The sequence below is a fragment of the Verrucosispora sioxanthis genome (assembly GCF_010560025.1).
Lineage (GTDB): Bacteria > Actinomycetota > Actinomycetes > Mycobacteriales > Micromonosporaceae > Micromonospora > Micromonospora palythoicola.
Window position 1 is genome coordinate 136,951 of the sequence record NZ_SAIY01000008.1, and the last position, 25,517, is coordinate 162,467.

A 25,517-nucleotide genomic window follows, 5' to 3' on the forward strand; every position below is an offset into this window, starting at 1 on the left:
GCGGCCCGGTCAGAAGGTGACGCCGTAGCGGCGCAGGGTTCTGCTGGTGACGGCCCGCAGGATCCAGTCGAAGAGGTAGCCGAGCACGCCCAGGGCGATGATGCCGACGAAGACCCACTCGGTCTTGGCGTAGTTGCGGGCGGTCCAGATCAGCGAACCGAGGCCGCTCTGCGCCGCCACGATCTCGGCGGAGACGATCGTCAGGAAGGAGTTGCCCATGGCCAGCCGAGCGCCGGTCACCACGTGTGGCACGGTCGAGGGCAGCACCACCGAGACCAGGGTGCGGGCCGGACCGGCGCCGAGGGCCCGGGCCGCCCGCAGCCGCAGCTCGTCGACCGACAGGACCCCGGCCAGCGTGTTGAGCGCGACGATGAAGACGGTCGTGTAGAAGATCAGGGCGACCTTCGACGCCTCGCCCGGACCGAGCCAGATGATCGCCAGCGTGACGAAGGCGATCGGCGGCACGAACCGGAAGAACTGGATGTACGGGTCCAGCATCAGCCGCAGCCACGGCACGCAGCCCATCAGCAGCCCGACCGGTACGCCGATCACCACGCCCAGTCCCCAACCGGTCAGGATCCGGGTCGACGAGGCGCTCACCGAGCTCCACAGCGTGCCGTCCTGGACCAGCTCGACCGCGCCGCGCCAGGTGAGCAACGGTGACGGCAGGAAAAACGCGGTGTAGTTGCGGCTGACCAGGTCCCAGATGACGATGCCGAGTGCCACCGACAGGACCGACAGCCCGACCCGGGTCAGCCGGGGGCGGGTCCGGCGTCGACGGGCCGGACCGGGCTCGGCCCGGGCGGTCCGCTCCGCGACGGTACGGACGTCCACGCTCATCGTCGCGTCCTCCTGTCATCGTCGGCGGCCCGGCCGCCGTTGCCGCTGGCGTCCTGCCCGGCATCCGGCCCGTCGTGCCCCTCGTCGAGGCCCTGGGCGCGCAGGGTCCGGGCCACCTCGGCGCCGATGTCCTCGCGCAACCGACGGAACAGCGCGGCGCTCGCCGGGTCGGTCAGGTCGCGGGACCGGGGCAGCTCGCACGGGTAGACGTTCTTGATCGCCGCCGCCGGACCGGCGGTCATGGTGACGATCCGGTCGCCGAGCAGGATCGCCTCGCCGATGTCGTGGGTGACGAACACGATGGTGGCGCCGGTCTCCCGCCAGATCCGGTCGAGTTCGACCTGCATCACCAGCCGGGTCTGCGCGTCCAACGCGCCGAACGGCTCGTCCATCAGCACGACCGACGGTTCGTTGGCCAGCACCCGGGCCAGCTGGGCGCGCTGGCGCATGCCACCGGAGAGCTGGCCGGGGAACCGGTCGGCGCTGTGGCTGAGTCCGACCATGGCCAGGTAGCGGTCCACCGCGCTGGCTCGCTGCGCCTTGCCGACGCCGCGCATGCGCGGACCGAAGTCGACGTTCTGGCGTACGGTCAGCCACGGGAAGAGGGCCTCGGCGCTCTGGAACACCACGCCGCGCGACACGTCGGGGCCGGTGACCCGCGCGCCGGCGCAGGTCACCTCCCCACCGACCGGCTTGACGAATCCGGCGATCGCGTTGAGCAGCGTCGACTTGCCGCAGCCGCTCGGGCCGAGCAGGCAGACGAACTCCCCACCGGCGATGTCCAGGTTCGCCTGGCGGACCGCCACGAAGTCGTCGAAGCGGATATCGACGTCGCGTACGGACACCGGGGAGCCGGAGCGGTTCACACCACTCCCCTGACCATGACCGCCGCCGGGTCGGCCTTCTGGTCCACGATGTTGCTCTCCTGCTGGAACTGGGCGATCTCGTTGTAGCGGGCGATGTCCTCGTCGGTGAAGTCCCGAACCTGGCACTGCACGCCCTCGAGGAGGGACTGCGCCTCGGCCGCCGGAACCTTGATCGCCGCCTCGGTGACCGTGCCGGCCTTGGCCGGGTCGGCGGTGATCTGCTCGCACGCCTCGGCGATGGTGTCGACGACCTTCTTGGCGGTTTCCTTGTTGGCCTCGTACCAGGCGCCGTCCACGCCGATGATCAGGTTGTAGACGTACCCGATGTCCCCGCTGGTCAGCAGCACCGTGCCGCCGTTGGCGACGCCACGCGACGGCCACGGCTCCCACATGATGTAGCCGTCGACGTCGCCGCGTTGCAGCAGTGCCGGCATCTCGGCGGGCGAGGCGTTGACGAACTCGACCGCGTCGCGGCTGATGCCCTCGCTGTCGAGCACCTTGTTGGTGGCGTACTCGTTCACGGTCCCCGGCACGACGCCGTACTTCTTGATGCCGGCGACGTCGGTGATGCCGGACCGGGCGACGAGCTTGATGAAGCTGGGCGACTGGGAGAACACCGCGAGTCCCTTGATGTCGCCCCGGGTCGCCCGGTTGAGCAGGCTCGACTCGGTGCTAGCGGTGACCTGGCCCTGTTTGGCCAGGATGGCGTCGAGCCCGCCGGTGCCCTCCTGGTACTGGGTGACGGTCACGTTGAGGCCGGCCTGCTCGAAGAGGTTCTCCTGGTTGGCGAGGTAGATCGGCGAGTACGCCGGGTCGACGCCGACACCGAAGTTGACGGCGGCGGACGGGGCGGCGGTGTCGCCGTCGGGCTCCCCGGAGGACTGGTTCTCGGAACACCCCGCCACGGCGACGGTCATCAACAGGGCTGCGGCCGCGGCCCGCACTCGCATTCTCATGGCTACCCCAGACTTCAGCGGCTCATATTGTGGTCTTGGTTGCTTAATATGGGACGCTACTGTGAGGCGGTTTACAACGTCAAGACTTTCGGCCAATGGCCTCTCGACACAGACAGTAGCCAGATTCGGCCGGGCGGCCCCAGCTCGCTTGCCTCGCATCGAGGAGACACCGACCGTGGAGTGCCTGAACAACCCAGTTGATGCGGCGAATCCGAAATCTCGGCCAGAAAGGACGCCGCCCGATCTAGTAACGGAACGTGTCGGACGGGCGAAGGCGGCCCGCGTCCGATCACCGAACTGTTACCCGCGAACGACGACCGAGCGGGCGTGGACCGTCAGCGACACGATCCTCTACGCCCTCGGCGTCGGCGCCGGACAGGCCGACCCCACCGACGAACTCCGGTTCACCACCGAGAACTCCACCGGCCACCGGCCCGCCGCGCTCCCGACCTTCGCCACCCTGCTCGCCGCCGAACCGCCACGGCTGGGCGAACCGGCCGTCGTCCGGCACGCCGGCGAGACCCTGACCCTGCACCGACCGCTTCCGCCCGCCGGTCAGGCCCGCGTCACCGCCACCGTCACCGGCGTGTACGACCAGACCAGCGGGGCCCTGGTCCACCACCGCTCGGAGATCCACGGCATCGACGGTGCTCCGCTGGCCACGGTCGAGCGGGCCATGTTCGTCATCGGCGCCGGCGGTTTCGGCGGACCGCGCGCGCCGGTCACCGCCGGGCAGCGGCCGGCGGGACAGCCCGACCACACCGCCCATCACCGGATCCGCGCCGATCAGGCCCTGCTCTACCGGCTCAGCGGCGACCGCAACCCGCTGCACGCCGATCCGGCCGTGGCCCGCGCCGCCGGGCTGCCCGGTCCGGTGCTGCACGGGCTGTGTACGTACGGCTTCGCCGCCCGGACGCTGCTGCACGCGGTGGCCGACGGGGATCCCGACCTGATCCACCGGATCAGCGCCCGGTTCAGCGCACCACTGTTCCCCGGCGACACCCTCACCGTGCTGGTGTGGCGGCGGCCGGGTGGTGCGCTCTTCCAGGCGGTCGACGGTCAGGGCCGGCTGGTCCTCGACCGGGGCGTCCTGGAGCTGCACCGCCGACCGGCGTGAAGGCCGACCGGCAGGATGTCGCCGCTGACGGACCTACGGGACCAGGACGATCTTTCCCACGTGCTGCCGACGGGCGAGTTCCTCCTGGGCGTCAGCGGCCTGATGCAGCGGGAAGGTCGTCGCGATGACGGGTGCGATCTCACCCCGCCGGGCCAGGTCCATCAGGAGTTCGAAGTGTGCGGGGGTGTGCATCGCGGAGCCGATCAGTTGCGCGTTGTGCAGGTAGAGGCGGCGCACGTCAAAGTCCACCCGGTAGCCGCCGAGCGCACCGGCGATGACCCACCGGCCACCGTCGCGCAACAGGGGCAGGCCCTCGCTCACGAGGTCGCCGGCGACGACGTCGAGCCCCACGTCGATGCCGTCCGGGGCGATGGCGCGGACCTGCTCGACGACGTCCTTCGCGCGGTCCACCACGTCGTGCGCCCCCGCCGCGCGCACCGAGGCGATCTTTTCTCCGCTGCTGATGGCCAGCACCCGCGCGTCGCGTGCCCGCGCGATCTGCACCAGCGCCAGCCCCACGCCGCCGGAGGCGCCCGAGACCAGGACGGTCTCCCCGGCCCACAGCCGGCCCCTCTCGATCATGCCTAGCGCCGTGCCGTACGCGGTCGGCAACGCGGCGAGTTGGTCGTCCGCGAGCGGCGAGTCGGTCATGTCGTGCACCTGCCTCGCCGGTGCGGTCACGTACTCGGCGTAGCCACCGTCGCGTTCGCTGCCCATCAGGCCGACCGGGTTCGCGTCCGGCCCGTCGGCGTCGTAGATCGCCGGATCGACGACCACCCGGCGGCCGACGAGGCCGGCGTCCACGCCGGGGCCCACCGACACGACCCGGCCGGCCACGTCGGCGCCCTGGATGCGGGGAAACTCGATCGGCCCCCGCCAGCCCGACAACGCCGTCGGGTCCCCCGGGCGACCGTAGGCGCCCTCCCTGGTCCACAGGTCGGTGTTGTTCAGCGCCACCGCGCTGACCCGGACCAGCACCTCCCCCGCCGCCAGGGAGGGCACGGGCACCTCCGCCTTGGTCAGCACGTCCGGTCCACCGTGCCGGGCGATCCGCATGACACGCATTGTTGTAGGTACCGCCATCAGCTGCCCCCTCCAGAATTACACTGATCTGTGAACCACCCAGCGTACAGCGATCGGTGAAGAGGAGCCCCGCATGCCGGAAGAGCGGTCCCGCACCCCGGCTGGCCAGCGCATTCTGGCGGCCGCCGAGGAGCTTTTCTACGAGCGTGGGATCACCGCCGTCGGCGTGGATCTCATCGCCGAGCACTCAGGGCTGACCAAACGGACCCTGTACAACCAGTTCGGCTCGAAGGACCACCTCGTGACCGCCTATCTCACCGAGCGCGACCAGCGCTGGCGCACGCTCGTCCGCGACACCGTCGACGCGTGCGCCGATCCGGTCGAGGCGGTCACCGCACCGTTCGCCGCGCTGCGGACCTGGGGCAGGACGAACACCCGAGGGTGCGCCTTCGTCAACGCGCTGGCCGAACTCCCGGACCCGGCGCATCCCGCCCACCGCGTCGCCGCGGACCAGAAGCACTGGCTGCTGGATCTCTTCAGGGAACTCGCCACCGCGGCGGGCTGCGCACACCCCGCTCCCCTCGCCACCCGGCTCCTGGTGCTACACGAGGGCGCTCTCGCCACCCAACCACTCGCCCTCGACACCCTCGCGGAAAGCACTGACCTGGCACGCGGCCTCGTTCGCGCCAGCCTCCGGACCGGCGGACGGGACGGCACGCGACGATGAGCCCGAGGTCAGTCGTCCCCGACGACCTTGACGTCCTTCCAGAACGCGACCCGGTCGCGGATCATCTCGGCCTCGGGCAGCGGCTGCGGGTAGTACCAGACCGCGTCCACGCTGGTCTGCCCGTCGTGCTCCAGCGTGTAGTACGACGCGGTGCCCTTCCACGGGCAGACCGTGTGGGTGTCGGAGTCCCGCAGCAGGTCGTCGCGGAGCGCGGCACGGGGAAAGTAGTGGTTGCCCTCGACCACGACGGTGTCCGGGCTCTCGGCGATCACCAGGTCGTTCCAGATGGCTTTCGGCATGCTCCCAGACTAGGTCGGCCCGCGCCCCCGCAGCCGCTGGCGCCTCGTCGGCAACGGTTGACCGGTGGATTCGCCATCGACGTCCAAGGACGCGGCGCTAGCGCGGGACCTCGTGCAGCCGGACGGCGTCGAGCCGACCGTCGGCCAGTTCGGCGGTGAGGTACGTCGCGTAGGGCTGGCGGCGCCGGTCGGTCGGCGAGCCGGGGTTGAGCAACCGCAGGCCACCGGGGGCCTCGCTGTCCCAGGGGATGTGGGAGTGGCCGAAGACGAGCAGGTCGCAATCGGGGAAGCGAGCCGCGCACCGCCGCTCCCGGCCGCTGGCCGGCCCGGTCTCGTGCACCACCGCGAGGCGCACCCCGGCGACGTCCGCGCGGGCGATCTCCGGCAGTCGGGCCCGCAGGTCCGGACCGTCGTTGTTGCCGTGTACGCCGATCAGCCGGGCGCTGCGCCGCTCCAGGTCGTCGAGCAGCTCGACGCCGACCCAGTCGCCGGCGTGGATGACAAGGTCGGCGGCGTCGACGGCGGCCCACAGCCCGGGCGGCAGGTCCCGGGCGCGTTTCGGCAGGTGGGTGTCTGCCATGATGACCAACCGCACCCGGTCAGCGTAGCCCCGCCCCGGCCCCGGTCAGCCCGCGTCGGCCCACCGCCGTCGAGGGGGTCAGACGCGACCGCGGACGAGCGGCAGGAAGACCTCGTCGACGATCTCGACCAGGGTCTCGTCGGGGACCGACGGGGTGCCGCGCATCGCGTACTCGGCTCTCAGCAGCATCATCGGCGTTGCCGCGACCCTCGGGTGCACGGCCGTCGGCGGTGCCTCACCGCGGGCGACCGCCCGGTCGAGCATGGTCAGCCAGGCGCGGTCCATGGTGTCGGCGCCTGATCGCTCGCGCATCAGGTCGAGCAGCGCCGGGTCGTCCGCCGCTGCGGCCAGCAGGCTGCGCAGGACCGCTCCGTGCGGCGAGGACCACGTCTCGTTCGCCTTCCGCAGCATCTCAAGCGCGTCGCCCCGCAACGTGCCGGTGTCGGGGTGCGGCATCGCGACGTCGGAGAGGTGGCGGTACGCGGCGATGCCCAACGCCGCCCGGTGCGGCCATCGGCGGTAGATGGCGTTCTTGTTGGTGCCGGCCCGGGCGGCGACCCGGTCCATGGTCATCCCCGCGTAGCCGGACCGGCGCAGTTCCTCCGCCGCCGCCTGGAGGATCGCCCCTTCCAGTTCCTCGCCCCGGCGTCTGGTGCCCATGCCTTGCAGGGTACTGGACGTACCGTATAAGGTACGCCACGTACCCTAAAGGCGAGGAGAGCTACCCGTGCGCGTCTACGGCATGAACTACGACACCGGCTTCGTCAGCGCCGGGTCCACCACCCACGAGCCGTTCGACCCCGAGACGGTGCGCCGCGACCTGCGTGTCATCCGCGAGGAGTTGCACTGCGACGCGGTACGCCTCACCGGCGGTGTCCAGGATCGACTGGAGTTGGCCGCACGACTCGCCGCCGAGGCGGGGCTCGAGGTGTGGTACTCCCCCTTCACCAACGGCCTGGACCGCGACGAACTCATGGCGTTCCTGCTCGACGGCGCCGAGCGGGCCGAGCGGCTCCGCCGCGCCGGCGCCTCGGTCGTGTTCCTCACCGGCTCCGAGATCTCCCTGTTCACCGACGGTTTCCTGCCCGGTCGTGACCTGGCCGAGCGGATGGCACTGTTCGCAGATCCGATGCGGATGCGGGAGGCGGTCCCGGTTGCCCGAGCCGCCGTACACGACTTCCTCGCCAAGGTGGTGCCCGCGGTGCGGGAACGGTTCGGCGGCCTAGTCGGCTACGCCTCGATCCCGCTGGAGGGTGTCGACTGGACACCGTTCGACATCAGCGCCAGCGACGCCGGTTACCGTGACGCCACAAACGCCGCAGTGTTTCCGCAGACCCTGGCCGCAGCGGTGGGGCAGGGCAAGCCGTACGCCGTGACCGAGTTCGGCTGCTGCACCTTCCACGGCGCGGCCGACGTGGCGGGCGCGACGGAGCCGGTGACATACGACGAGCACGGCCGCGCCGCGAAGCTCACCACCGAACTGGAACGTGACGAACAGGGCCAGGCCCGCTACCTGCTGGACCTGCTGCGCGACTACGAGCGTGGTGGTGTGCAGGCGGCGTTCGTGTACACGTTCGCGAACCGGCACCTACCGACCACGGAAGACCCGGCGCACGACTACGACCTGGCCGCACGCGGGATCGTGCGAGTGCTGCCGGACGGTTCGTGGACGCCGAAGGCCGCCTTCCACGCCCTGGCCGAATACGGCCGTATCCGCGCACAGACCGCCATGTGCTCCTGACGCGGCAAGCAGTGGACTCCGTTCACCTGGTTCGCCCACGCTGAGCCCGTACCGCCATGTCGCGGAGCCTCAGGCGGCCCCGGCTGCGGCCTGCGCGTCCCACACGCTGACGACCACGCCGAACACGAAGAGCTGCAACGGCGTCGCGAGCCCCGGCAACTCGATCGCGACGTCACCGCGCCAGAAGCTGGTTTTGCGGACCGAGCCCACCCGGGTGTCGCCGAGGACCAGTTCCTGCTCGCCGCCCCAGATGGACCCACGCCGGAAGTGGTAGGTCTGCCCGGCCGCCTCGACAGTCCACCGCTTACGACCCACCCGGTCGGCCGCGGCGACCAGCGTCCCCGCCTCGTCGACCATGGTGTACCTGGTGCCCCAGGCGTTGGAGCGGACCTGGAAACGCCGCCCGTCCAGCTCGAACTCGCCACCGCTGCGCCACACCGAGCTGTCCCAGACGGCGATCTCTCGGCCTCGGTCCGTCACCACGTAACGGCTCCGCCAGACGCTGACCCTCCGAGCTTCCATGCGACCAGGGTAGGCATGACGGCTTCCGGGTGGGCAGCGCGGAGAATCGTGCGGCGGTGAAGCCTGGTTCCTCACGCGACGTGATGTCCGATAGTCAGTGCCATGACGGAGCACCTGACCGTGGGGCGGGTGGCGGAACTGGCCGGCGTCAGCGTCCGCACCCTGCACCACTACGACGAGATCGGCCTGCTCGAACCGTCCACCCGCACCTCGGCCGGGCACCGCGCCTACTCCGCCGACGATGTGGAGCGGCTCCGGGAGGTGCTCACCTACCGGCGGCTCGGCTTCGGGCTGCGGGAGATCGCGGAGCTGGTCGACGATCCGGCCACCGACGCGGTCGCGCACCTGTGCCGACTGCGGGGCCTGCTGCTGGACCAGCGCGATCGCGCTGCCGCCATGGTGAGCGCGATCGACCGGGAACTGGACGCACGAGCCAGGGGAATCAGGACGACGCCAGAGGAGCAGTTGAGAGTGTTCGGGACGCAGTTGTACGACGCCATCGGATCCGCCTACCCGGCGACCCGACGCACCGAGCCACGGATCGCCGCGCGCATCTGGGCTGCCCTGGGTGACGCCCGGACGGTGCTGAACGTCGGAGCCGGCACCGGCTCGTACGAACCACCCGACCGCGAGGTCACAGCAGTGGAACCGTCGGCGGTCATGCGGGCGCAGCGTCCCCCGGGCGCGGCACCGTGCGTGGCCGCGGCCGCGGAGCGCCTGCCGTTCGAGGACCAGTCCTTCGACGCCGCGATGGCGGTCAGCACCGTCCACCACTGGCCCGACCCGGTCGCCGGGCTGCGCGAGATGCGACGGGTGGCCCGCCGCGTGGTGGTCTTCACCTACGACGCCGACGACACCCGCTGGCGGCAGCGGTTCTGGCTCACCCGCGACTATCTGCCCGAATTCGCTGACCTGCTCGTCGGTTGGCCGTCCCTGGCCGACCTCACCGGCGCGATCGGCGGACGCGCCGAGCCGGTGCTGGTGCCGTGGGACTGCGTCGACGGGTTCTTCGAGGCGTACTGGCGTCGGCCCGAGGCGTACCTGGACGAACACGTCCGCCGCGCGGTGTCGGTGTGGACCAGGGTCGGACCGCAGGCCGAGCAGCGGGTGGTCAGCGGACTCCGTGACGACCTGTCCTCGGGTCGGTGGGCCGAGCGCAACCGAGACCTGCTCGCCCTCGACACGGCAGAGCTCGGTCTCCGCCTGCTCGTCGCCTGACGCCTCCGCGTCGCGGTCAGCTGCGCCCGTTCATGGCAGCCCGGATCCGCAGCCACGACGGGTCGCTGTCTGACGCGTCGGTGACCATCTCCAGATCATCCGACTGCCAGGTCCGGATTCCGTCGGTCAGGTCAAGCTGGTCCACCTCGATGACCGGGGCCTCAACGGTCCCGGCGAGGAACTCGGCGACCGCGGCGGCTGACGCCCCGGCTGGGCTGGTCCGTCTCCCCGACAGCACCAGAAGCGTGCCGCCGCCGGCGACGATCAGCTCGCCGGTGGCGAAGGCCGCCAGGGCGGTCACCCTCGACCCGGGTAGCACCTCGTGCTCGGTCACCTGTTGTCCGTCGATCTCGAACTCGACGACGGCACCCTCCGGCGTACCGATCCAGAGAACACCCGGCCCGAACGCGACGTTCTGGCGCGACCAGGCGTGCATTCCGTCCAGCCACTCCTGCGGGTACGGGTACCCCGGACTGGGCTCGCCGAGCACCAGGCCAAGCACCCGGCGCAGCGACGGGAACTCGAACAGCTCAAGTGAGTTGTCGTAGGCGTTGCCCCGTACCGCGAAATGCCGCCCGTCCGGGCTGAAGATCGGCGTCTCGTAGCCGTCGCAGTCGAGGATCAGCGCCCGCCGCATGGGCCGCAGCACAGCCTCGGTGTCCCGGCAGAAGAGCACCAGGGTGGCGCCCTGATCGCTCTGCAGGGTGGCCACCAGGCCACCGCCCGGGTGCGCCGCGACTCCGGTGTCCCATTGCGGGCCGACCGTGGTTGCGCCGGAGGCGATGTCGAGAACGATGGAGGAGCCCCAGCCGTCCTCGCCGCCGCCGGGCGACAGCCAGAGCCTCTGACCGTCCGGACTGAACGCCACATCCCGTTGGTGCTCGGTCGGCGCAACGCCGTCGATCGCAGTGGTGCCCGAGGGAGTCCAGCAGACCGTGCTGGCGCCATCCACTACCACCAGCCGCGGCTCACCGGGATGCCAGGCGGCAGACGGTGTCCGCTCGAACCGGTCATGGCCCACGGCGTCGTAGCCGGCCGAGTCCGCGCCGAAGCCGCCAACCTCACGCAACTGCCCGACCGCGTACTCCCAGATCCGGATCGCCGGGCGGTCGGCGTCCCAGCCGGCGATCAACGGCAGTCTGGGGTGGCAGAGCAACCGATCGAGCGTGGCTTCGGAGCGCACCTGGGCCAAGGTTTCCACCGGCACACCGTACCGGCGCGAAGCGGATGCCCAGCCCGTCGGATCGAACCAGCGCGCTGCTGCGGGAAAGAGTGCGGCTGCGGCCGGCTGCGGCGTGGATGGCGCCACGGTCGAGGGGCGATTGTCAGTGTCATGGTGCGGCGGGACTGTCAGAATCGGACTCAACGAGCCGGTACGGAACTGGTCGAGGGGAAGACATGAGCGACTGGAACGACAAGGTCATCGCCGAGTTTCGCGCCAACGGCGGGCAGGTGGGCGGCCACTTCGCTGGCCAGCCGCTGCTGCTGTTGCACACGATCGGCGCCAAGAGCGGCCAGCCCCGCGTACACCCGATGATGTACCAGAAGGTGGACGGTGGCTATGCCGTGTTCGCCTCCAAGGCCGGCGCGCCCACCAACCCCGACTGGTATCACAACCTGCTCGCGCAGCCGCGCACGCGAGCGGAGATCGGCACGGACACGGTCGAGTTGGTCGCCCGGGTCGCCACCGAAGACGAGCGGGAGCGGATCTGGAGCGCGCAGAAGGCGGCGTACCCGTTCTTCGCCGACTACGAGCGGAAGACCAACCGCCAGATCCCGGTCGTCGTGCTGGAACCGGCACCGTAGCGAGCGACGATCGACGCCCAGGGCCGGCACTCGGGAAGGTCCAAAGAGGACTTCACCAAGGTCCGGGTCAGGCTCGGGTGAGAATGGTGATGCCGCAACTGGAGGCGACCGCCAGGCCGTCGGGCGCGGCCGCAGGGTGGTGCCAGGGTGGTGGCGGCGGGCCGACCGCCGGGGCGCGGAACCGGGCGCGCAGCGTCTCGGCGTGGCTCATGGCGAGCCGCCGTCGGCGGCACCGGACGGATCGGCGCCGATCACGGCCCCGATCTCGGCCGGCAGCGGATAGGCCCGCTCGGTAGGTAGCAGGGCTGCGGCACCGGCGTCATCGCCGGCGACAAGTCGATCACGTATGGCGTGCGCCAGGCCGGTCACCTCGGTGATGGCGACGATCCACTCGTCGAGGTAGCGGTCGACCGCCTCGCCGGACAGCCCCACCTGCAACGACCGGTACGGCAGCGGTCCGAGCCGCAGCGACCGCTCGGGATCCCACTGCACACGCACCGGACTGGTCTGCACCCGCCGCGTCCACGCGGCACGGTCCGGGTACACGCTTCGGTCGAAGTGACTCAGGCCGGCTGCCGCCAGGGCCCACTCGAAGCCGCTGCGCCGGATCTCGACCGCCAGCACCCGCTCCTGGCCGGGCTTGGAGGCCCACCCGCACCGATACATCATCCACAGGAACGACGGCTTGATCCATGTCATCCGGCCCCGCTTGAACGGCGCCACGAACCGCCCGGCCGCCAGCGCCGGCACCGCGATCTCCGGCGGGTACGCCTGGTAGACGGTGACGGTGTCGGCGGTGTACCGAGCCCGAACCTGCCTGTCCCGAACGTCCACGCCCGAGATCATCGCCGATCCGCCCGGTCGTCATCCACCTGATTCCGCGCCCTGGTCACCGCGCTGACCACAGCCGTGACGCCAGCTTTGCGCGAGGTACCGGCCTGCCGGAGGCCCGGCTACTTCGCCGCGATCTTCTCGTGCAGCCCGGCGACGGGTCGATGTGCCGATCAACCGGCCAGCTTCTCGAAGAGCTCGTTGGTCGTGTCGTAGTACCTCGTCGTCCGGCCGAGGTGCGTCATGCCGAGCCGCCGGCAGACAGCCTGGGAGGCACGGTTGTCCGGGTTCGTGACCGCGATGACCCTCACCAAACCCCGGTCGAACGCGTCGTCCAGGACCGCCGCCGCCGCTTCGGTGGCATAGCCGTGCCCCCAGACGTCCGGATGCAGGTGCCAGCCGATCTCGACATCGCTCGGCCCGCCGGCAGATCCGCCGGCCGACAGGGGAATCGGCTTGAGCAGGAGGTTTCCCACCAGCCGACCGCCCGTCGCCGTGGTGATGGCCCAGATGCCGTGGATCGGATGGTCGATGGCGCGTCGACGGGTAATCGAGGCGAGGGCGTCCTCGCGGCTGTTCATGAGTGTCGGCTGCGCGCCCAGGAACCGCACCACCTCCCAGCGCGACTCGAGATCCAGGAGAAAGTCGGCGTCCTCCTCGCGCCAGGGACGCAGCAGCAGGCGATCGCTCGCGATGGTGCGCATCTCATCCAACCTAGTGCTCCGGCCAGGGCCGAGGCAGTGCCAGGGCGGGTATCACTGTTACGGGCGAGGCCTGGTGACAGTGCTGGCCGCGTACTCGGAGAGGATCTCGGCGAGGATGCGGTGCGCGCACGCGAACTCTGCTGCGTCGAACGTGTACGAGCAGGTGGCGAGGGTTTTCCAGAGGGCCCAGCCACGGCCACGCGCCCACGTCGCGTCATCCACCGACAGCCGGGTGCGGAATGCCTGCCGGCCTTCGGCGGTCAGCAACGTCCAGGCGATCGCGAGATCGCAGGCCGGATCGCCGACGCCGCATGACCCGAAGTCGATGACGGCCGCCAACTGGCCGTCAGCAAGCAGTAGATTTCCCTGGGCGACATCGCCATGGAACCAGCGGTCGACACCGTCCCAGCGGGCGTCGAGTGCCCTCGCCCAGGTCTCGCGCACCAGTTCGGCGTCGACGCGGTCGCCCAACTCCGCGAGCGCACGCTCGACCTCCTTGTCGTAGGTGCGCAGGGTGGCGCCTCGGAACCAGTTGTGAAAACCCGGCTGCGGGCCGTCGGCGGTGTCGACGGCCTGCAGGGCAGCCAGGAACTCGGCCAGGTCGATCGCGAATCGCACCGGGTCGGCGATGCGGTCCAGGCTGGCCGGCTCGCCGTCGAGCCACCGGTAGATCGACCACGGGTGGGGATAGCCCGCGTCTGGCTTGCCTCTCGCCACCGGGATCGGGATGGGCAGCGGCAACCGATCGGCGAGGATGGGTAGCCACCGATGCTCCTTGTCGACCGCCAGTGCGTACTCGGCGGCGCTGGGCAGGCGGACGAGCATGTCGGAGCCGAGGTGAAAGGTCCAGTTGTCCCAGCCACCGTTGGCCACCGGCTCGATCGGGAGGTCGGCCAGGTGCGGGAACTGGTCGGCGACGAGCCGACGCACCTGTTCCGCGTCGACGGCGATGCGCTGCGGCAGGGGGCCGAGATCCGGAACATCAGTCACTGAACCGTCCTCGTCTGACCATCGGGATCTGAGCGCGCGGTACGCGAGCGACAGTAGCCCATCGATCATGGACTGCTGATGACACCGCCCACCAGGGTCTCCTCTGACGCGAACGTGGCGTACGGTGCGGTGGCAGCCGGTCGTCGGTGGAGGCCGCCATGGATGAGCAGGACTTCTGGGCACGGCTGGAGTTCCGCATCTGCGCGGAGTTCCAGGGCTTCGAGGACCGACACCTACGGTGGTACTGGTGCGATGGTCTGGTAGCCGAGCAGTACGAGTTGCTGACCGCCGAACCGTGCATCCGTGGCCGGGCCTGGTGCGGGCCCAGCGGCCAGGAGCCGTGGCGGTTCGTGCTGCGCATCGGCCGAGGCGCGCGAGCGCGTGCGGAGATCCCTTGGACGGCGCTGCTTCCCGGCGAGCAGGCAACGGGATGGCTGTCCGCCGACCCGAGACGCAAGACCCTGCTGATGAGCCCGCTGGTCGGCCATCCCGAATGAGCACAGGATGCTGCCGCGAAACGCGCCACCCGGTTCTGTGCGACAGTGGTTCATGCCGTTGAGCAGGTACGACCTCAGAGCGTCGATCGCGGTGTCTGACATCCAACGGGCAATCGGGTTCTACGAAGGCAAGCTCGGCCTTCAGGCATTACATTCCGGCCCCAGCGCCCAGATCCCCGACGGCAGCCGCATCTATGGTTGCGGTGGCAGGCTGGCGCTGAATGTCTACCAGTCGGTCACTGCCGGGAAAAGCCCGGCGACCCTGGCGACCTGGTACGTCGACGACATCGACCAGATCGTCGACGAGCTCGTCTCGTCCGGCGTCGAGATCATCCGGTACGACCAGTTGGACCATGACGCCAGGGGAATCACCGCGCGGGCCGGCGGTGGGCGCATCGCGTGGTTCCAGGATCCGGACGGCAACACCTTCGCCCTCGAAGCCGACGTCTGACGACCCGGCTACACATTCCCGGACTCCGGCTCCTCGGCCAGGAGCAGGTGCCGAAGATGTCAGCCGCGCGCCGACGCGCTCTACCGGCGTCGGTTGCGGGGGTGGTTCTTGGCCGCCCGCTCGTTGCCGCGTCGGTAGTTGCCGGTGAGCCGCGCCATCAACTCCTGCGGATCTTCCTCGTGCACGTCGAGCAGGAACCGGGCCGCGGCGGCGCCCCGAAGCACCACGGCGGGGCGGCCGTGATGGAGCAGTTCCACGTCACCGTTCTTGCGGAGGCGGTAGGTGAATCCCTCAGGCGCACCGGGCATCGCCGTATCGTCCTCGCAGGTGAAGCCGCACGCGACCGAATTACGCTGCCCGGCCGGACCGGGTCGGCCTCGGGCACCGGCGATGCTTAGTCGACCCGGGGATGGGATGCTTCTTGCATGCCGTCCTATCCACCCACCTTCGCCGACCAGGTCGTCGCACAGCCGGCGAAGGCCCAGTTCGAGGCGTTCATCGACGAGCACCGCAGGGCGCTCACCAGCTGCCTGGACGGGCTGACCGAGGAACAGGCACGCCGGTCGTTGGTGGTCTCCCGGACCACGCTGCTGGGTCTGGTGAAGCACGCGACCTTCGTGGAGAAGGTCTGGTTCGACGAGGCCGTCACCCGCCGGTCACGTGCGGAGATCGGCATCCCGGCGACGCCGGACGAATCGTTCGTCCTGGACGACGGCGACACGATCGCCACCGTCCAGCAGGCGCACCGCGAGGCCTGCGCGGCGTCACGCCAGGCGACGTCGTCCCTGGGGCTGGACGACATTTTGCCCGGCAACCGGCGCGGTCCGCTGCCGCTGCGGTGGGTGTATCTGCACGTGCTGCGCGAACTCGCTCAGCACTGCGGGCACGCCGACATCCTCCGCGAGCAGCTCCTGCACGAGTGAGCCGCCCTGCCTGCCCACGGTCCAACGGTTCCGCTGGGCCGTTGACACAACCCGTACGGCGGCCGGTCAGCGTAGCGCCGCCGCGAGGTCGGCGGCGTTCTCGAACGTCGGTGCCGCCCGTACGGTCTCGTCGTCGGTGAGCACGATCTGTTCCGCGCGGTTGAGCAGGTCCGTCGCGGTCTCCGGGTCGTCCAGCGCCACGGCCAGTTCGGCGCGGTAGACCAGGGCCTCCACCAGCTCGACCGGGTCGTCGTCGGACGACGGGCGGGCCAGCGCGCTGTCCAGGATCCGCACGGCCTGTCGGAGCTCGCCCCGGGAGTCGGCCTGCACGACGGCGTTCGCCACCGCCCTGGCCAGCCGCCCCGTCGACGTGCGCTGCGGCGCGGGGACGGTCTCGACGTTGTGCACGACGCGGATCCAGTTGCCACCCGGGTCGATGACACTGAATCCACTCAGCCCGTCGTAGTTCTTCCGCGCTCTGGGCCGGGTCATCCGCGGTGTCCCGGACACCAGCACCTTGCCGTACGCGGCCCGCATGCCGGTGGCGAACGCCCGGTGCAGTCCCTCGATGTCGGCGGTGAGGACGAGACAGGAGCCGTACGACTGTTCCGGGTCGAAACCGGCGATCTCGAAGAAGTGCAGGTGCAGGTCTTCGCGCCGCAACGCGACGTACGGGTTGGGTCTGCGCTGCTGGTACGTCGGATGGAAGCCCAGCACCCGATAGAAGGCGACAACGTCGTCGATGGATGGACACGGCAGCAGGGGTACGGTCACCTCGTTGGCCATGGCTTCTTCCTATGCGGCGCAGGACGCCCGTCGCACATGGAAATGGCCGACCGTCCGGTTCGACCGTCCGATCGGCCGACCGGGCAGGTGCCGACCGCGTCCCGACACCCGCCGACACCACCGACAACGGAGGTCGTCCGATGCCACTGCCCCCGGACAGCCATGTGCACAGCGAGTGGTCGTGGGACACCCGGGTCGGTGACATGGAAGGGTCGTGCGCGCGGGCCGTCGAAATCGGTCTGCCGGCGATCGCCTTCACCGAACATCTGGACCACACCGCGTGGCGGGTCGCCACCGAGGGCCCGTACGTCTCGGACCACCTCACCTCGCTGGCCGACCCGAGCGGGATACTGACGCCGCCCGCGTTCGACGCCGCCGGATACCTGGCAGCGGTGCAACGCTGCCGGGAGCGGTTCCCCCAGCTGCGCATCCTCAGCGGTCTCGAGCTGGGTGAACCCCATCGCCACGCCGATCAGATCGCGCGGGTGCTGTCCGCCGGCCGGTTCGACCGTCTCCTCGGTTCCCTGCACACCCTTGCCGATCAGGACGGCTTCGCCGAGCCCTGGGCGATCTACCCGCACCGCGATCCCCACGAGGTGGTCCGCGCGTACCTCGCCGACGTCGCCACCATGGTCACCACCAGCGACACGTTCGACGTCCTGGCGCACATCGACTATCCGGTCCGCTCCTGGCCGACCGAGGATGTCGGCCCGTTCGATCCCAGCGTCTTCGAGGACGAGTTCCGCGAGGCGTTGCGGGTGACCGCGCTGTCCGGTCGGGCGCTGGAGGTCAACACCCGGTTGCCGTTGCACTCGACCGTGCTCGGCTGGTGGCACGAGGAGGGCGGCGACGCGATCACCTTCGGCAGCGACGCCCACCTGCCGGCCTTCGTCGGGCACGGCTTCGGCGAGGCCGCTCAGCTGGCGCAGGCGCACGGCTTCCGACCCGGCAGGAATCCCCACGACCGCTGGGGTCGGGGGTGAGCGGCATCCGGACGCCCACCGAGATCGTGCTGGTCCGACACGCCCGGTCCGTCCCGCCGACCGCCGACGGTCCGGACGACTTCACCCGCCCGCTGACCACCCGCGGGCTGCGGCAGGCGGAGGAACTTGTGACGACGCTCAGCGAGGCGCGACCGGCGGCGATCTGGTCCAGCCCGTACCGGCGGGCGATCCAGACCGTCCAGCCGACCGCCGACGCGCTCGGTTTGCCCGTCCGCACCCGGACCGAGCTGCGCGAGTGGGACGACGGCCTCGCCTTCACCGAGGTCTGGGAGTCGCATTACGTCAGGAGCTGGACGGATCTGTCCTACGCACGCCCGGGCGGTGAAAGCCTCGAGCAGCTCGGCATCCGTGCCGTCGCCGCCCTGCGGGCGCTCGCCCGGCACCACCCCGGCCGGGTGGTGCTCGTCGGCAGCCACGGTACCTTCATCTGCCGGGCGTTGGCCGGCTTCGGCGTGCCGGTCGAATGGGCCACGGTGCGACAGATGCCGATGCCCGCGGTCTACCGACTTCGCTTCACCGACCCGCACACCCGTCCCGAGATCTCCGAATTGGTCTGATCTCCCCGGCCCGGCGTCACCCGGTCGCCCACCCTACGGCAGGAGAAGGCCGGCTGAGCCGGGCGAGCGCGGTTTCCACCGCTGAGCCGCAGTCAGGGCAGCTCGAACGGGAGAGCGATGCCGTCCAGGCTGTGCGGACACGGGCAGCCCCGGTCGACCGGGAGCGCGGCGACCGCGTCGAGCAGCAGCCCGCGCAGCCGCTCGGTGTTCTCACCGAAGACCCGGAACACCTCCTGCTGGGTCACTCCGTGACCGCTGTCCACACCGGCGTCCAGGTCGGTCACCAGGGCGATGGAGCTGTAGCAGAGGGCCAGTTCCCGGGCGAGGACCGCCTCCGGGTGGCCGGTCATGTTGATGACCGCGCCGCCGACCGCCGCGTACCACCGGGATTCGGCGCGGGTGGAGAAGCGCGGCCCCTCCACCACCACCATGGTCCCGCCGTCGTGGGCGGGCACCGACCGGCCGGTGGCAGCCGCCAGCAGGGTACGCCGACCGACCGGGCAGTACGGGTCGGCGAAGGAGACGTGCACCGCACCCTGCTCGTAGTACGTCTGCACCCGGCCGCTGGTCCGGTCGACGAGCTGGTCGGGTACCACGAACGTGCCGGGCCCGAGGTCCGGCCGCAGGCCACCGACGGCGCACGGCGCGAGCACCTGGCGTACCCCGAGCGACCGCAACGCCCACAGGTTGGCCCGGTAGGGAATCCGGTGCGCGGGATGCCGATGGTCGCGGCCGTGCCGGGGAAGGAACGCCACCGAACGGCCGCCGACCTCAGCAATCGTCACCGCGTCGGAGGGCGCGCCGTACGGCGTCTGGACAACGTGTTCGGTGGCACCGTCGAGCAGCGCGTAGAGACCCGAGCCACCGATGACGGCGACTTCCGCGGATGGGGACACACTCACCTCCGATTTCCTCCGGCCGAGTCACGGCCTACCACGTGGTCAGCAGCAGATGGTTGACGGCGAGGGCCACCGCTGCCTGCACGGTGAGCCAGGTACGGCGGCCGCTCGCGGGAATCAGCGCGGCACCGGCCATGAGCCACCCGGTGAAGGGCAGCCAGATGCGTTCGACCTCGGCCTTGCTGTAGCCGGACAGGTCCGCGGCGACGATCGCCGCCGCCGCGGCGAGAGGCAGCAGCCAGCAGGCGTGCCCGAGGGTGCCGTGCTGCGGTCGCGGCAGGCCGTCGCGCGGCCGCAACGACGAGACCGCCCGCCAACCGGGCGACCGCCGCGCGGCGCAGGATGACGGCGGCCGCCGGGCCGGCGGCGACGGTGACGATCGCCAGGTTCGCCCAGACCCAGTAGCCGTACGCGCGCCGGCTGGCGATGCCCTGGTAGTAGCGCTCGACGACCAGGTGGTAGCCGGTCAGCCAGTCGAAGCCGGCGACCGTGAACGCGCCCACCACGAGCGCCGCACCCCCGCCCACCCGGCGGTGAACCGGTGCCGGTGGCCCAGGATCACCACGGCCACCGCGATCGGGACCATCAGCACCAGCCCGTAGGAGAGGTAGCAGCCGAAGCCCAGCAGCGCCGCCGCCGAGCGCGCCGAGCGCGCTGCCCCGGGTGACGCCGTACGCCAACAGCGACGCCGGTGGCGGTCACCCCGGCGAACAGGCCGTCGGCGGACCACGCCGGACCAGACCGCTCCCGGGAACAACGCCGCGAACGGCAGCACCGCGCGCGCCGCGTCGTCGGTGCCGAGCAGCCGCACGGTGTACGGCACCGCGACGGCGGTGAGCGCCGCCGTCAGGATGCACAGCGTCCCCGCCCAGCCGCCGCCGCCCAACCCGACCCGGTCCAGCCAGACGAACACCAGCAGCGCTCCGGGCGGGTGTCCGGACACGTGGGTGGTCCAGGAGTCCGGTTGGAAGTCGAGGATCCGGGTGGTGAAGGTGCCCAGCATGACGGGGATGTCGGTGACGCCGGGGACCTCGTGCAGGTACTCGTGGCGGGTGGTCAGCCGGCCGGCGATGCCGCGTTGCCAGCCGTCGACCAGGGCCAGGGACAGCGTCCAGGCCAGCGCGGTGGCGTAGGACAGGACGAGCAGCCGCCGCCATGGCAGCCGGGCCGCCAGGGCGGGTCCACGCCAGCAGACCAGGACGGCCACCGCCACCGCCAGCGCGGTGCCGGGGCCGACGATGCGGTCGCCAGTGCGCGAACAGCGGTGCCGCGCTGGCGTGCACCGGGCGTCCCAGCAGGTGCAGCAGGCCACCGACACCGGCGGCGGCGGCGAACAGTGCGACGGCGACGCCGACGGCGATCAGGTCGGCCCGGCCGGTGGTACGCCGCAGTCGGGCGAGGGGCGCCGTGCTCATCCGCGCAGTGGTGCGTGGGCGAACTGTCGGACTCCGTCGGCGAGGCGGACCGCCGCGCGGAACCCGAGTTCGTCCTGCGCACGGGCCGGTGAGGCGACCACGTGGCGTACGTCGCCGAGCCGGAACTCGCCGGTGACCACCGGCGTGGGCCCGCCGGCGGCCCGGGCGAGTTCGGCGGCCATCTCGCCGATGCTGGCCGGCTGGCCGGAGGCGACGTTGTAGGCCCGCCAGCCGGTGCGGCGGCCGGTGGCGGTCACCGCGGCGAGGTTGGCCGCCGCCACGTCGTCGACGTGGACGAAGTCGCGTCGCTGTCGGCCGTCCTCGAACACGCGCGGGCCCGTCCCGCCGCCAGCGCGGAACGGAAGATCGCCGCGACGCCGCTGTACGGCGTGTCGCGCGGCATGCCGGGCCCGTAGACGTTGTGGTACCGAAGCGCCACCACGGTGCCGCCGGTCTGCCGGCACCAGGCCGCCGTGAGGTGCTCCTGCGCCACCTTGGTGGCGGCGTACACGCTGCGCGGGTCCAGTGGCGCCTCCTCGTCGATCAGTCCCGGCTCCAGGTCGGCACCGCAGGCGGAGCAGGCGGGCTCGAAGCGGCGGGCGGCCAGGTCGGTGGCGGCGCGTGCGGCGGGGCGCACGGCACCGTGCCGGAGGCAGGTGTAGGCACCCTCGCCGTAGACCACCATCGAGCTGGCCAGCACGAGCCGGTGGATGCCCGCGCGGGCCATTTCGGCGAGGAGCACTGCGGTGCCGAGGTCGTTGCAGCCGACGTACTCGGGCAGGTCGTCGAGGTCCACGCCGAGCCCGACCATGGCCGCCTGGTGCACGACCACGTCGACGCCGGTCAGGGCGGCGGCGACGGCGGTCCGGTCGCGCAGGTCGGCCTGGCGTAGCGGGGCGCCGGCCACGGCGTCCGGCAGCGGTGCGCGGTGCGCGCCCGGGTGACCGGCGTCCACGACGGACACCTGATGGCCGGCCCGGTGCAGCGCGGCGACGACATGGGTCCCGATGAAGCCGGCTCCGCCGGTGACGAGTACGTGGGTCACGCGCCGACGCTAGAGCCAGCCGGGCGCCGCAGGCGGCCGTGACGGGCAGCCGTCAGCGTCTCGTAAGACTTCATCATCGGCTGGTAATACCTGCCCGGCTCGATGCTGGTTAGCGTCCGCGACATGACCGATGTGGTACTTCCCTGCCGGAACGAGGCAGCGGCACTGCCCGGCCTGCTGGCCCGGATACCGGCCGGCTACCGGCCGATCGTGGTGGACAACGGCTCGACCGACGGCTCGGCCGAGGTGGCGCGGGCCCACGGCGCGGAGGTGATCAGCGTCGCCGAGCCCGGCTACGGTGCCGCCGTGCACGCCGGTGTCGAGGCGGCCGACCCCATCGACGGGGTGGTGTGCGTGATGGACGCCGACGGCTCCTTCGACCCGACGCAACTGCCCCGGCTGGCCGGGTGCGTACGCACCGGTCAGGCGCAGCTCGCCACCGGCCGGCGCCGCCCGGTCGGACGGGGAATGTGGCCGCTGCACGCCCGGGCCGCCAACGCCTTTCTCGCCCACCGGTTGCGCCGCACGACCGGCCTGGACGTCCACGACATCGGCCCGATGCGGGCGGTACGCCGCGACGACCTGCTGGCGTTGGGGCTGCGCGACCGGCGGTTCGGCTACCCGTTGGAGTTGCTGATCGCGGCGGACCGGGCCGGGTGGCGGGTGGTCGAGATCGACGTCGACTACGGTCCCCGGGCGGCCGGCACCCGCTCGAAGGTGACCGGCACCCTGCTCGGCACCGCCCGCGCCGTACGCGACATGAGCGCGGTGCTGGCCCGGTGAGCGCCGCCCAGGTTCTGGTGCTGGCCAAGCGCCGACACCCGGCCGCGTCAAGCCGACTCTGCCCACCCTGCACCCCCGAGCAGGCGGCCCGGAGTCGCCGCCGCCGCCCTGGCCGACACCCTGGACACCGTCACCGCCGGGCCGGTGCCGGCGTGCTCGTCCTCGACGGCGACCACCCCGCCCCGCCGGGTTGGGCGAGGCTCCCCAGCGCGGCGACTCGGCGACCGCCTCGCCAACGCGTTCGCCGACGCCCGCACACCCGGCACACCCGCGGTGTTGATCGGCATGGACACCCCGCAGCTCGTCGTCGAGCACCTCGACACGGCCCAGGATCTGCTCGCCTCGGTTGACGGGCCGGACGCGCGGTGCTCGGCCCGGCCACCGACGGCGGCTGGTGGACGTTGGGGCTGCGCGACCCCGGTCACGCCACCGTGCTGCGGACCATCGCCACCTCCACGACGACCACCGGCCACCGCACCGTGGTCGCGCTGCGTCGGCGCGGCCTGCGCGTCGCCTGCTGCCCTGGCTGTCCGACGTGGACACCGCCGTCGACGCTCACGCCGTGGCCAGCTTGTGCCCGCCGGACAGCCGGTTCGCCCCGCGCCGTCGCCGCCGAGGTGCCGCAGCCCGCACCGGTCGCCCGGTGAACGCCGTCGCGGTCTTCGACACCGCAGTCGACCGGACCGCCGCCGGCATCCCGGCCGCCTTCACGGCCCGGCACGCCAGCGGCGAGGTCTACCGCTTCGACCCGGCCGCCTGGTGCCGGGACGCGATCGCCGGAGACGACGCGCTGATCGGCTGCTGCACCGGTCACACCCTCGATGTCGGCTGCGGCCCGGGCCGGCTCACCAGCGCCCTCAGCCACGCCGGCCGCCCCGCCCTCGGCATCGACGTCAGCGCCAGCGCGGTCCTGCTGGCCCGCCGCCGGGGCGCGGCCGCCCTGCAACGCGACGTCTTCGGCCCGGTGCCCGGTGCCGGCCGCTGGCGGCACCTGCTGCTGGCCGACGGCAACATCGGCATCGGCGGTGACCCGCCCCGGCTGCTTCGCCGGTGTCGTCAACTGCTGGCCGTCGACGGGCGCCTCCACGCGGAACTGGCACCGGCGGGCACGCCGGCCTGGTCCGGAACCGCGACGGTGCAGACCCCGGACGGTGCCGACCGCACACTGCCCTGGGCCTGCGTACCGCTCGACGACCTTCCCGAACTGGCCGACGCCACCGCGATGCGCGTGCTCGACACCTGGACGGAGGCGGGGCGGTGGTTCGCCACCCTGACCCCCCGATGACCGGCCGCGCGACGGTGCTGCGGCGCCTCACCCGGTGGTGCCTGGCACCGTTGCCGGCACCACCGGTGACGCTGCGGCGCGGACCGCTGCGCCCCGGGGTGTTCCGGTCCCGACTGCGGTCGACCCGGCTGACCGGTCAGCTCGGCGTCGCCCTCGGCGTGGCGTTCGCCATCTGCTTCGCCACCGGTCTGCTCAGCCACCTGATCCAGCACCCGCCGGGCTGGTTCTGGTGGCCGGCCCGACCGGTCGGGCTCTACCGGTTCACCCAGGGTCTGCACGTGGCGACCGGGCTCGCCTCGATCCCGCTGCTCGGCGCCAAGCTGTGGTCGGTGTACCCCCGCCTGTTCAGCTGGCCGCCGGTCCGCTCGATCGCCCACGCGGCCGAACGCGCGAGCCTCGGTCTGCTCGTCGCGGCGGCACTGTTCCTGCTGGTCAGCGGCGTGCTCAACATCTCCCGCTGGTACGCGCCGATGCCGTTCTTCTTCACCGCCGGGCACTACTGGGTGGCCTGGCTGGCCGTCGGTGGGCTGCTGGTGCACATCGGCGTGCACCTGCCGGCGGTCCGCGCCGCGCTCGTCCGCCCCGTCGGCGAGCCACGGCAGGACGGGCTGAACCGGCGCACGCTGCTCGGCGGTGTCGCCGCCGCGTCCGGGCTGGTCACCCTGACCACGGTCGGGCAGACGATCCGACCGTTGACCGGCCTCGCGGTGCTCGCCCCACGCCACCCCGACGTCGGACCGCAGGGCCTACCGGTGAACCGGACCGCGGCCGGTGCCGGAGTGCGCGCCGCGGCCCTCGACCCGGCGTACCGGCTACGGGTCACCGGAGAGGGCCGCAGCGTCAGCCTGGACCTCGCCGCCCTCAACCGGCTTCCGCAGTACACCGCGGAACTGCCGATCGCCTGCGTGGAGGGCTGGAGCGCCACCGGGACGTGGACCGGGGTCCGGTTGGGCGATCTGGTCGCGCTCGTGGGTGCCGATCCCCGACGCTCGTCGGCCTGGGTCGAGTCGTTGCAGGTCGACGGCGCGTACCGGGCCTGCACGGTGCCACCGGAACACGTCGGAGATCCGCTGACCCTGGTCGCGCTGCGGTTGGGCGGCGAGCCCCTGCACCTCGACCACGGCTATCCGGCGCGGCTGATCGCGCCCAACCGGCCCGGCGTGCTGCAGACCAAGTGGCTCAGCCGGATCACCGTGGCGGGGACCGGATGAAGACCCGGACCGTGCTGGTCGTCGGCGGTTGCCTGCTCATGGCGTACGCCGTCGTCGGCGCTCTCACCGACACCGACCTGACGCCGGGCGGGGTACTGCTCTTCCTGGCCGCGGTGCTGGTGGTGCACGACGTCGTCTGGATGGCGGCGGTGCTGGCCGTCGGTGTCGCGCTGACCCGCGTCCCGTCCCGGTACCGTCCGACGATCCGGGCGGCCGTGATCACCGTCGCTGCGGTCACCGTGGTGGGACTCCCCCTCGCCCTGGGGTTCGGACGCGCGGCCGACAACACCTCGGTGCTGCCGCTGCCGTACGGTCGCAACCTGGTCGCCGTCCTGCTCGCCGTCGCCGCCACGACGCTGCTGGTGTGCGTGGTCCGGCGGCGACAGGCCGTAAGGAATCCGAAAGACCCTCCGAGCGGCGCACGGTGACGCCCGGTCGCTA

The 25,517-nt window shown here is 71.6% G+C and carries 35 protein-coding genes and 1 pseudogene; 16 read left to right on the top strand and 20 right to left on the bottom strand.

All coding sequences use genetic code 11. From position 1 onward, the window contains the following. Nucleotides 1-9: 9 nt before the first annotated feature. From ENC19_RS22145 to ENC19_RS22155, 3 genes are read right to left on the bottom strand one after another with little or no spacing between them, the layout of a single operon-like run. Nucleotides 10-840: an ABC transporter permease gene (locus ENC19_RS22145; protein WP_164449013.1), complete on the bottom strand. Its 831-nt coding sequence runs from the start codon at nucleotides 838-840 to the stop codon at nucleotides 10-12. After that, a complete protein-coding gene (locus tag ENC19_RS22150) occupies nucleotides 837-1,706 on the bottom strand; it encodes an ABC transporter ATP-binding protein (RefSeq protein WP_328824328.1) in 870 nt (289 codons plus the stop codon). Before ENC19_RS22150 ends, ENC19_RS22145 begins: the two co-directional genes overlap by 4 nt. Continuing rightward, complete coding sequence (locus tag ENC19_RS22155; protein WP_164449014.1) at nucleotides 1,703-2,662, bottom strand: ABC transporter substrate-binding protein; 960 nt, start codon at nucleotides 2,660-2,662, stop codon at nucleotides 1,703-1,705. Before ENC19_RS22155 ends, ENC19_RS22150 begins: the two co-directional genes overlap by 4 nt. A gap of 175 nt (nucleotides 2,663-2,837) precedes the next feature. Between ENC19_RS22155 and ENC19_RS22160 the strand changes: the two genes are divergently transcribed. Beyond that, the gene (locus tag ENC19_RS22160; RefSeq protein ID WP_328824330.1) at nucleotides 2,838-3,779 is read left to right on the top strand and encodes a MaoC/PaaZ C-terminal domain-containing protein; all 942 of its coding nucleotides are present in this window, start codon (nucleotides 2,838-2,840) and stop codon (nucleotides 3,777-3,779) included. 33 nt (nucleotides 3,780-3,812) lie between these two features. Here ENC19_RS22160 and ENC19_RS22165 read toward each other — a convergent pair whose 3' ends face one another. After that, entirely contained in the window at nucleotides 3,813-4,835 is a 1,023-nt protein-coding gene (locus ENC19_RS22165; RefSeq protein ID WP_216592286.1) for a zinc-binding dehydrogenase, read from the bottom strand. 100 nt (nucleotides 4,836-4,935) lie between these two features. Here ENC19_RS22165 and ENC19_RS22170 point away from each other — a divergent pair, with 100 nt between their 5' ends. Beyond that, nucleotides 4,936-5,529, top strand: a complete 594-nt coding sequence (locus ENC19_RS22170; RefSeq protein WP_164449017.1) for a TetR/AcrR family transcriptional regulator — start codon at nucleotides 4,936-4,938, stop codon at nucleotides 5,527-5,529. 8 nt (nucleotides 5,530-5,537) lie between these two features. Here ENC19_RS22170 and ENC19_RS22175 read toward each other — a convergent pair whose 3' ends face one another. The 3 genes from ENC19_RS22175 to ENC19_RS22185 all read right to left on the bottom strand — a co-directional run bounded on the left by ENC19_RS22175 (nucleotide 5,538) and on the right by ENC19_RS22185 (nucleotide 7,068). Beyond that, nucleotides 5,538-5,828: a DUF427 domain-containing protein gene (locus tag ENC19_RS22175; protein WP_093408718.1), complete on the bottom strand. Its 291-nt coding sequence runs from the start codon at nucleotides 5,826-5,828 to the stop codon at nucleotides 5,538-5,540. Nucleotides 5,829-5,925: 97 nt separating this feature from the next. Beyond that, complete coding sequence (locus ENC19_RS22180; RefSeq protein WP_164449018.1) at nucleotides 5,926-6,423, bottom strand: metallophosphoesterase family protein; 498 nt, start codon at nucleotides 6,421-6,423, stop codon at nucleotides 5,926-5,928. 63 nt (nucleotides 6,424-6,486) lie between these two features. Further along, nucleotides 6,487-7,068 carry a TetR/AcrR family transcriptional regulator gene (locus ENC19_RS22185; RefSeq protein WP_164449019.1) on the bottom strand — a complete coding sequence of 194 codons (582 nt, stop codon included), beginning with the start codon at nucleotides 7,066-7,068 and terminating at the stop codon, nucleotides 6,487-6,489. Between the two features lie 67 nt (nucleotides 7,069-7,135). On the opposite strand from ENC19_RS22185, the gene ENC19_RS22190 reads away from it, so the two are divergent. Beyond that, nucleotides 7,136-8,149 carry a hypothetical protein gene (locus ENC19_RS22190; protein WP_164449020.1) on the top strand — a complete coding sequence of 338 codons (1,014 nt, stop codon included), beginning with the start codon at nucleotides 7,136-7,138 and terminating at the stop codon, nucleotides 8,147-8,149. 69 nt (nucleotides 8,150-8,218) lie between these two features. On the opposite strand, the gene ENC19_RS22195 is transcribed toward ENC19_RS22190, so the two are convergent. After that, nucleotides 8,219-8,671, bottom strand: a complete 453-nt coding sequence (locus ENC19_RS22195) for a hypothetical protein (protein WP_166458958.1) — start codon at nucleotides 8,669-8,671, stop codon at nucleotides 8,219-8,221. Nucleotides 8,672-8,773: 102 nt separating this feature from the next. On the opposite strand from ENC19_RS22195, the gene ENC19_RS22200 reads away from it, so the two are divergent. Further along, nucleotides 8,774-9,889, top strand: a complete 1,116-nt coding sequence (locus tag ENC19_RS22200) for a MerR family transcriptional regulator (protein WP_164449021.1) — start codon at nucleotides 8,774-8,776, stop codon at nucleotides 9,887-9,889. Nucleotides 9,890-9,905: 16 nt separating this feature from the next. Here the strand turns inward: ENC19_RS22200 and ENC19_RS22205 are convergent, their stop codons facing one another. Then, a complete protein-coding gene (locus ENC19_RS22205) occupies nucleotides 9,906-11,090 on the bottom strand; it encodes a WD40 repeat domain-containing protein (protein ID WP_208020982.1) in 1,185 nt (394 codons plus the stop codon). 197 nt (nucleotides 11,091-11,287) lie between these two features. On the opposite strand from ENC19_RS22205, the gene ENC19_RS22210 reads away from it, so the two are divergent. After that, nucleotides 11,288-11,695: a nitroreductase family deazaflavin-dependent oxidoreductase gene (locus tag ENC19_RS22210; RefSeq protein WP_164449022.1), complete on the top strand. Its 408-nt coding sequence runs from the start codon at nucleotides 11,288-11,290 to the stop codon at nucleotides 11,693-11,695. A 67-nt stretch (nucleotides 11,696-11,762) separates the two neighbouring features. Here ENC19_RS22210 and ENC19_RS22215 read toward each other — a convergent pair whose 3' ends face one another. The 4 genes from ENC19_RS22215 to ENC19_RS22230 all read right to left on the bottom strand — a co-directional run bounded on the left by ENC19_RS22215 (nucleotide 11,763) and on the right by ENC19_RS22230 (nucleotide 14,220). Next, nucleotides 11,763-11,906 (bottom strand): hypothetical protein, encoded by a 144-nt coding sequence (locus tag ENC19_RS22215; RefSeq protein WP_164449023.1) that lies wholly within the window; start codon nucleotides 11,904-11,906, stop codon nucleotides 11,763-11,765. Beyond that, nucleotides 11,903-12,541: a DUF4291 domain-containing protein gene (locus tag ENC19_RS22220; protein ID WP_164449024.1), complete on the bottom strand. Its 639-nt coding sequence runs from the start codon at nucleotides 12,539-12,541 to the stop codon at nucleotides 11,903-11,905. The genes ENC19_RS22215 and ENC19_RS22220 overlap by 4 nt, the downstream gene beginning before the upstream one ends. A gap of 158 nt (nucleotides 12,542-12,699) precedes the next feature. Further along, entirely contained in the window at nucleotides 12,700-13,230 is a 531-nt protein-coding gene (locus tag ENC19_RS22225; protein ID WP_164449025.1) for a GNAT family N-acetyltransferase, read from the bottom strand. Between the two features lie 57 nt (nucleotides 13,231-13,287). Next, on the bottom strand, nucleotides 13,288-14,220 hold the full coding sequence (locus ENC19_RS22230) for an aminoglycoside phosphotransferase family protein (RefSeq protein WP_164449026.1): 933 nt from the start codon (nucleotides 14,218-14,220) through the stop codon (nucleotides 13,288-13,290). Between the two features lie 158 nt (nucleotides 14,221-14,378). Here ENC19_RS22230 and ENC19_RS22235 point away from each other — a divergent pair, with 158 nt between their 5' ends. After that, nucleotides 14,379-14,717 carry a hypothetical protein gene (locus ENC19_RS22235; RefSeq protein WP_164449027.1) on the top strand — a complete coding sequence of 113 codons (339 nt, stop codon included), beginning with the start codon at nucleotides 14,379-14,381 and terminating at the stop codon, nucleotides 14,715-14,717. Nucleotides 14,718-14,808: 91 nt separating this feature from the next. Beyond that, nucleotides 14,809-15,168: a VOC family protein gene (locus tag ENC19_RS22240; RefSeq protein WP_309245990.1), complete on the top strand. Its 360-nt coding sequence runs from the start codon at nucleotides 14,809-14,811 to the stop codon at nucleotides 15,166-15,168. 80 nt (nucleotides 15,169-15,248) lie between these two features. Here the strand turns inward: ENC19_RS22240 and ENC19_RS22245 are convergent, their stop codons facing one another. Continuing rightward, a complete protein-coding gene (locus ENC19_RS22245; RefSeq protein WP_164449029.1) occupies nucleotides 15,249-15,476 on the bottom strand; it encodes a hypothetical protein in 228 nt (75 codons plus the stop codon). Between the two features lie 117 nt (nucleotides 15,477-15,593). On the opposite strand from ENC19_RS22245, the gene ENC19_RS22250 reads away from it, so the two are divergent. Continuing rightward, on the top strand, nucleotides 15,594-16,091 hold the full coding sequence (locus ENC19_RS22250; protein ID WP_164449030.1) for a DinB family protein: 498 nt from the start codon (nucleotides 15,594-15,596) through the stop codon (nucleotides 16,089-16,091). A 66-nt stretch (nucleotides 16,092-16,157) separates the two neighbouring features. On the opposite strand, the gene ENC19_RS22255 is transcribed toward ENC19_RS22250, so the two are convergent. Continuing rightward, the gene (locus ENC19_RS22255; RefSeq protein ID WP_164449031.1) at nucleotides 16,158-16,877 is read right to left on the bottom strand and encodes a VOC family protein; all 720 of its coding nucleotides are present in this window, start codon (nucleotides 16,875-16,877) and stop codon (nucleotides 16,158-16,160) included. A 140-nt stretch (nucleotides 16,878-17,017) separates the two neighbouring features. Here ENC19_RS22255 and ENC19_RS22260 point away from each other — a divergent pair, with 140 nt between their 5' ends. Together ENC19_RS22260 and ENC19_RS22265 are read left to right on the top strand one after the other, a co-directional pair. Further along, nucleotides 17,018-17,860 (top strand): PHP domain-containing protein, encoded by an 843-nt coding sequence (locus ENC19_RS22260; RefSeq protein ID WP_164449032.1) that lies wholly within the window; start codon nucleotides 17,018-17,020, stop codon nucleotides 17,858-17,860. Next, complete coding sequence (locus ENC19_RS22265) at nucleotides 17,857-18,438, top strand: histidine phosphatase family protein (protein WP_208020983.1); 582 nt, start codon at nucleotides 17,857-17,859, stop codon at nucleotides 18,436-18,438. Before ENC19_RS22260 ends, ENC19_RS22265 begins: the two co-directional genes overlap by 4 nt. Before the next feature lie 92 nt (nucleotides 18,439-18,530). Here the strand turns inward: ENC19_RS22265 and ENC19_RS22270 are convergent, their stop codons facing one another. The 5 genes from ENC19_RS22270 to ENC19_RS31095 all read right to left on the bottom strand — a co-directional run bounded on the left by ENC19_RS22270 (nucleotide 18,531) and on the right by ENC19_RS31095 (nucleotide 21,797). Further along, nucleotides 18,531-19,334: an S-methyl-5'-thioadenosine phosphorylase gene (locus ENC19_RS22270; protein WP_164449136.1), complete on the bottom strand. Its 804-nt coding sequence runs from the start codon at nucleotides 19,332-19,334 to the stop codon at nucleotides 18,531-18,533. A gap of 34 nt (nucleotides 19,335-19,368) precedes the next feature. Then, entirely contained in the window at nucleotides 19,369-19,635 is a 267-nt protein-coding gene (locus ENC19_RS30525) for a hypothetical protein (protein WP_235945002.1), read from the bottom strand. A gap of 168 nt (nucleotides 19,636-19,803) precedes the next feature. Continuing rightward, nucleotides 19,804-20,550 carry a hypothetical protein gene (locus tag ENC19_RS30530; protein WP_235945003.1) on the bottom strand — a complete coding sequence of 249 codons (747 nt, stop codon included), beginning with the start codon at nucleotides 20,548-20,550 and terminating at the stop codon, nucleotides 19,804-19,806. A gap of 198 nt (nucleotides 20,551-20,748) precedes the next feature. Then, nucleotides 20,749-21,081: an NAD-dependent epimerase/dehydratase family protein gene (locus ENC19_RS31090; RefSeq protein ID WP_328824333.1), complete on the bottom strand. Its 333-nt coding sequence runs from the start codon at nucleotides 21,079-21,081 to the stop codon at nucleotides 20,749-20,751. After that, nucleotides 21,006-21,797 (bottom strand): NAD-dependent epimerase/dehydratase family protein, encoded by a 792-nt coding sequence (locus tag ENC19_RS31095; protein WP_328824335.1) that lies wholly within the window; start codon nucleotides 21,795-21,797, stop codon nucleotides 21,006-21,008. Before ENC19_RS31095 ends, ENC19_RS31090 begins: the two co-directional genes overlap by 76 nt. 123 nt (nucleotides 21,798-21,920) lie before the next feature. On the opposite strand from ENC19_RS31095, the gene ENC19_RS22285 reads away from it, so the two are divergent. The 6 genes and pseudogenes from ENC19_RS22285 (at nucleotide 21,921) to ENC19_RS22305 (ending at nucleotide 25,504) form a co-directional block, all read left to right on the top strand. Beyond that, on the top strand, nucleotides 21,921-22,580 hold the full coding sequence (locus tag ENC19_RS22285; RefSeq protein ID WP_164449033.1) for a glycosyltransferase family 2 protein: 660 nt from the start codon (nucleotides 21,921-21,923) through the stop codon (nucleotides 22,578-22,580). Nucleotides 22,581-22,724: 144 nt separating this feature from the next. Beyond that, a pseudogene (locus ENC19_RS31100) lies at nucleotides 22,725-22,868 on the top strand (hypothetical protein); the annotation flags it as partial. Between the two features lie 77 nt (nucleotides 22,869-22,945). Continuing rightward, nucleotides 22,946-23,227 carry a hypothetical protein gene (locus ENC19_RS31105; protein WP_328824336.1) on the top strand — a complete coding sequence of 94 codons (282 nt, stop codon included), beginning with the start codon at nucleotides 22,946-22,948 and terminating at the stop codon, nucleotides 23,225-23,227. Beyond that, a complete protein-coding gene (locus ENC19_RS29625) occupies nucleotides 23,224-23,865 on the top strand; it encodes a methyltransferase domain-containing protein (RefSeq protein ID WP_164449034.1) in 642 nt (213 codons plus the stop codon). Before ENC19_RS31105 ends, ENC19_RS29625 begins: the two co-directional genes overlap by 4 nt. Then, the gene (locus ENC19_RS22300) at nucleotides 23,862-25,076 is read left to right on the top strand and encodes a molybdopterin-dependent oxidoreductase (protein WP_164449035.1); all 1,215 of its coding nucleotides are present in this window, start codon (nucleotides 23,862-23,864) and stop codon (nucleotides 25,074-25,076) included. The genes ENC19_RS29625 and ENC19_RS22300 overlap by 4 nt, the downstream gene beginning before the upstream one ends. Beyond that, nucleotides 25,073-25,504, top strand: coding sequence for a hypothetical protein (locus ENC19_RS22305; RefSeq protein ID WP_164449036.1), 432 nt, complete (start codon nucleotides 25,073-25,075; stop codon nucleotides 25,502-25,504). Before ENC19_RS22300 ends, ENC19_RS22305 begins: the two co-directional genes overlap by 4 nt. Nucleotides 25,505-25,517: the final 13 nt, after the last annotated feature.

Excerpts from the sequence above, each read along its gene's own strand:
- ENC19_RS22210 (WP_164449022.1), top strand. The coding sequence starts at position 11,288 with ATGAGCGACTGGAACGACAAGGTCATCGCCGAGTTTCGCGCCAACGGC.
- ENC19_RS22155 (WP_164449014.1), bottom strand. The coding sequence starts at position 2,662 with ATGAGAATGCGAGTGCGGGCCGCGGCCGCAGCCCTGTTGATGACCGTC.
- ENC19_RS22170 (WP_164449017.1), top strand. The coding sequence starts at position 4,936 with ATGCCGGAAGAGCGGTCCCGCACCCCGGCTGGCCAGCGCATTCTGGCG.
- ENC19_RS22200 (WP_164449021.1), top strand. The coding sequence starts at position 8,774 with ATGACGGAGCACCTGACCGTGGGGCGGGTGGCGGAACTGGCCGGCGTC.
- ENC19_RS22225 (WP_164449025.1), bottom strand. The coding sequence starts at position 13,230 with ATGCGCACCATCGCGAGCGATCGCCTGCTGCTGCGTCCCTGGCGCGAG.
- ENC19_RS22235 (WP_164449027.1), top strand. The coding sequence starts at position 14,379 with ATGGATGAGCAGGACTTCTGGGCACGGCTGGAGTTCCGCATCTGCGCG.
- ENC19_RS22185 (WP_164449019.1), bottom strand. The coding sequence starts at position 7,068 with ATGGGCACCAGACGCCGGGGCGAGGAACTGGAAGGGGCGATCCTCCAG.
- ENC19_RS22255 (WP_164449031.1), bottom strand. The coding sequence starts at position 16,877 with ATGGCCAACGAGGTGACCGTACCCCTGCTGCCGTGTCCATCCATCGAC.
- ENC19_RS22145 (WP_164449013.1), bottom strand. The coding sequence starts at position 840 with ATGAGCGTGGACGTCCGTACCGTCGCGGAGCGGACCGCCCGGGCCGAG.
- ENC19_RS22300 (WP_164449035.1), top strand. The coding sequence starts at position 23,862 with ATGACCGGCCGCGCGACGGTGCTGCGGCGCCTCACCCGGTGGTGCCTG.
- ENC19_RS22175 (WP_093408718.1), bottom strand. The coding sequence starts at position 5,828 with ATGCCGAAAGCCATCTGGAACGACCTGGTGATCGCCGAGAGCCCGGAC.
- ENC19_RS22260 (WP_164449032.1), top strand. The coding sequence starts at position 17,018 with ATGCCACTGCCCCCGGACAGCCATGTGCACAGCGAGTGGTCGTGGGAC.
- ENC19_RS22305 (WP_164449036.1), top strand. The coding sequence starts at position 25,073 with ATGAAGACCCGGACCGTGCTGGTCGTCGGCGGTTGCCTGCTCATGGCG.
- ENC19_RS22285 (WP_164449033.1), top strand. The coding sequence starts at position 21,921 with ATGACCGATGTGGTACTTCCCTGCCGGAACGAGGCAGCGGCACTGCCC.
- ENC19_RS22215 (WP_164449023.1), bottom strand. The coding sequence starts at position 11,906 with ATGAGCCACGCCGAGACGCTGCGCGCCCGGTTCCGCGCCCCGGCGGTC.
- ENC19_RS22245 (WP_164449029.1), bottom strand. The coding sequence starts at position 15,476 with ATGCCCGGTGCGCCTGAGGGATTCACCTACCGCCTCCGCAAGAACGGT.
- ENC19_RS22195 (WP_166458958.1), bottom strand. The coding sequence starts at position 8,671 with ATGGAAGCTCGGAGGGTCAGCGTCTGGCGGAGCCGTTACGTGGTGACG.
- ENC19_RS22250 (WP_164449030.1), top strand. The coding sequence starts at position 15,594 with ATGCCGTCCTATCCACCCACCTTCGCCGACCAGGTCGTCGCACAGCCG.
- ENC19_RS22165 (WP_216592286.1), bottom strand. The coding sequence starts at position 4,835 with ATGCGGATCGCCCGGCACGGTGGACCGGACGTGCTGACCAAGGCGGAG.
- ENC19_RS22220 (WP_164449024.1), bottom strand. The coding sequence starts at position 12,541 with ATGATCTCGGGCGTGGACGTTCGGGACAGGCAGGTTCGGGCTCGGTAC.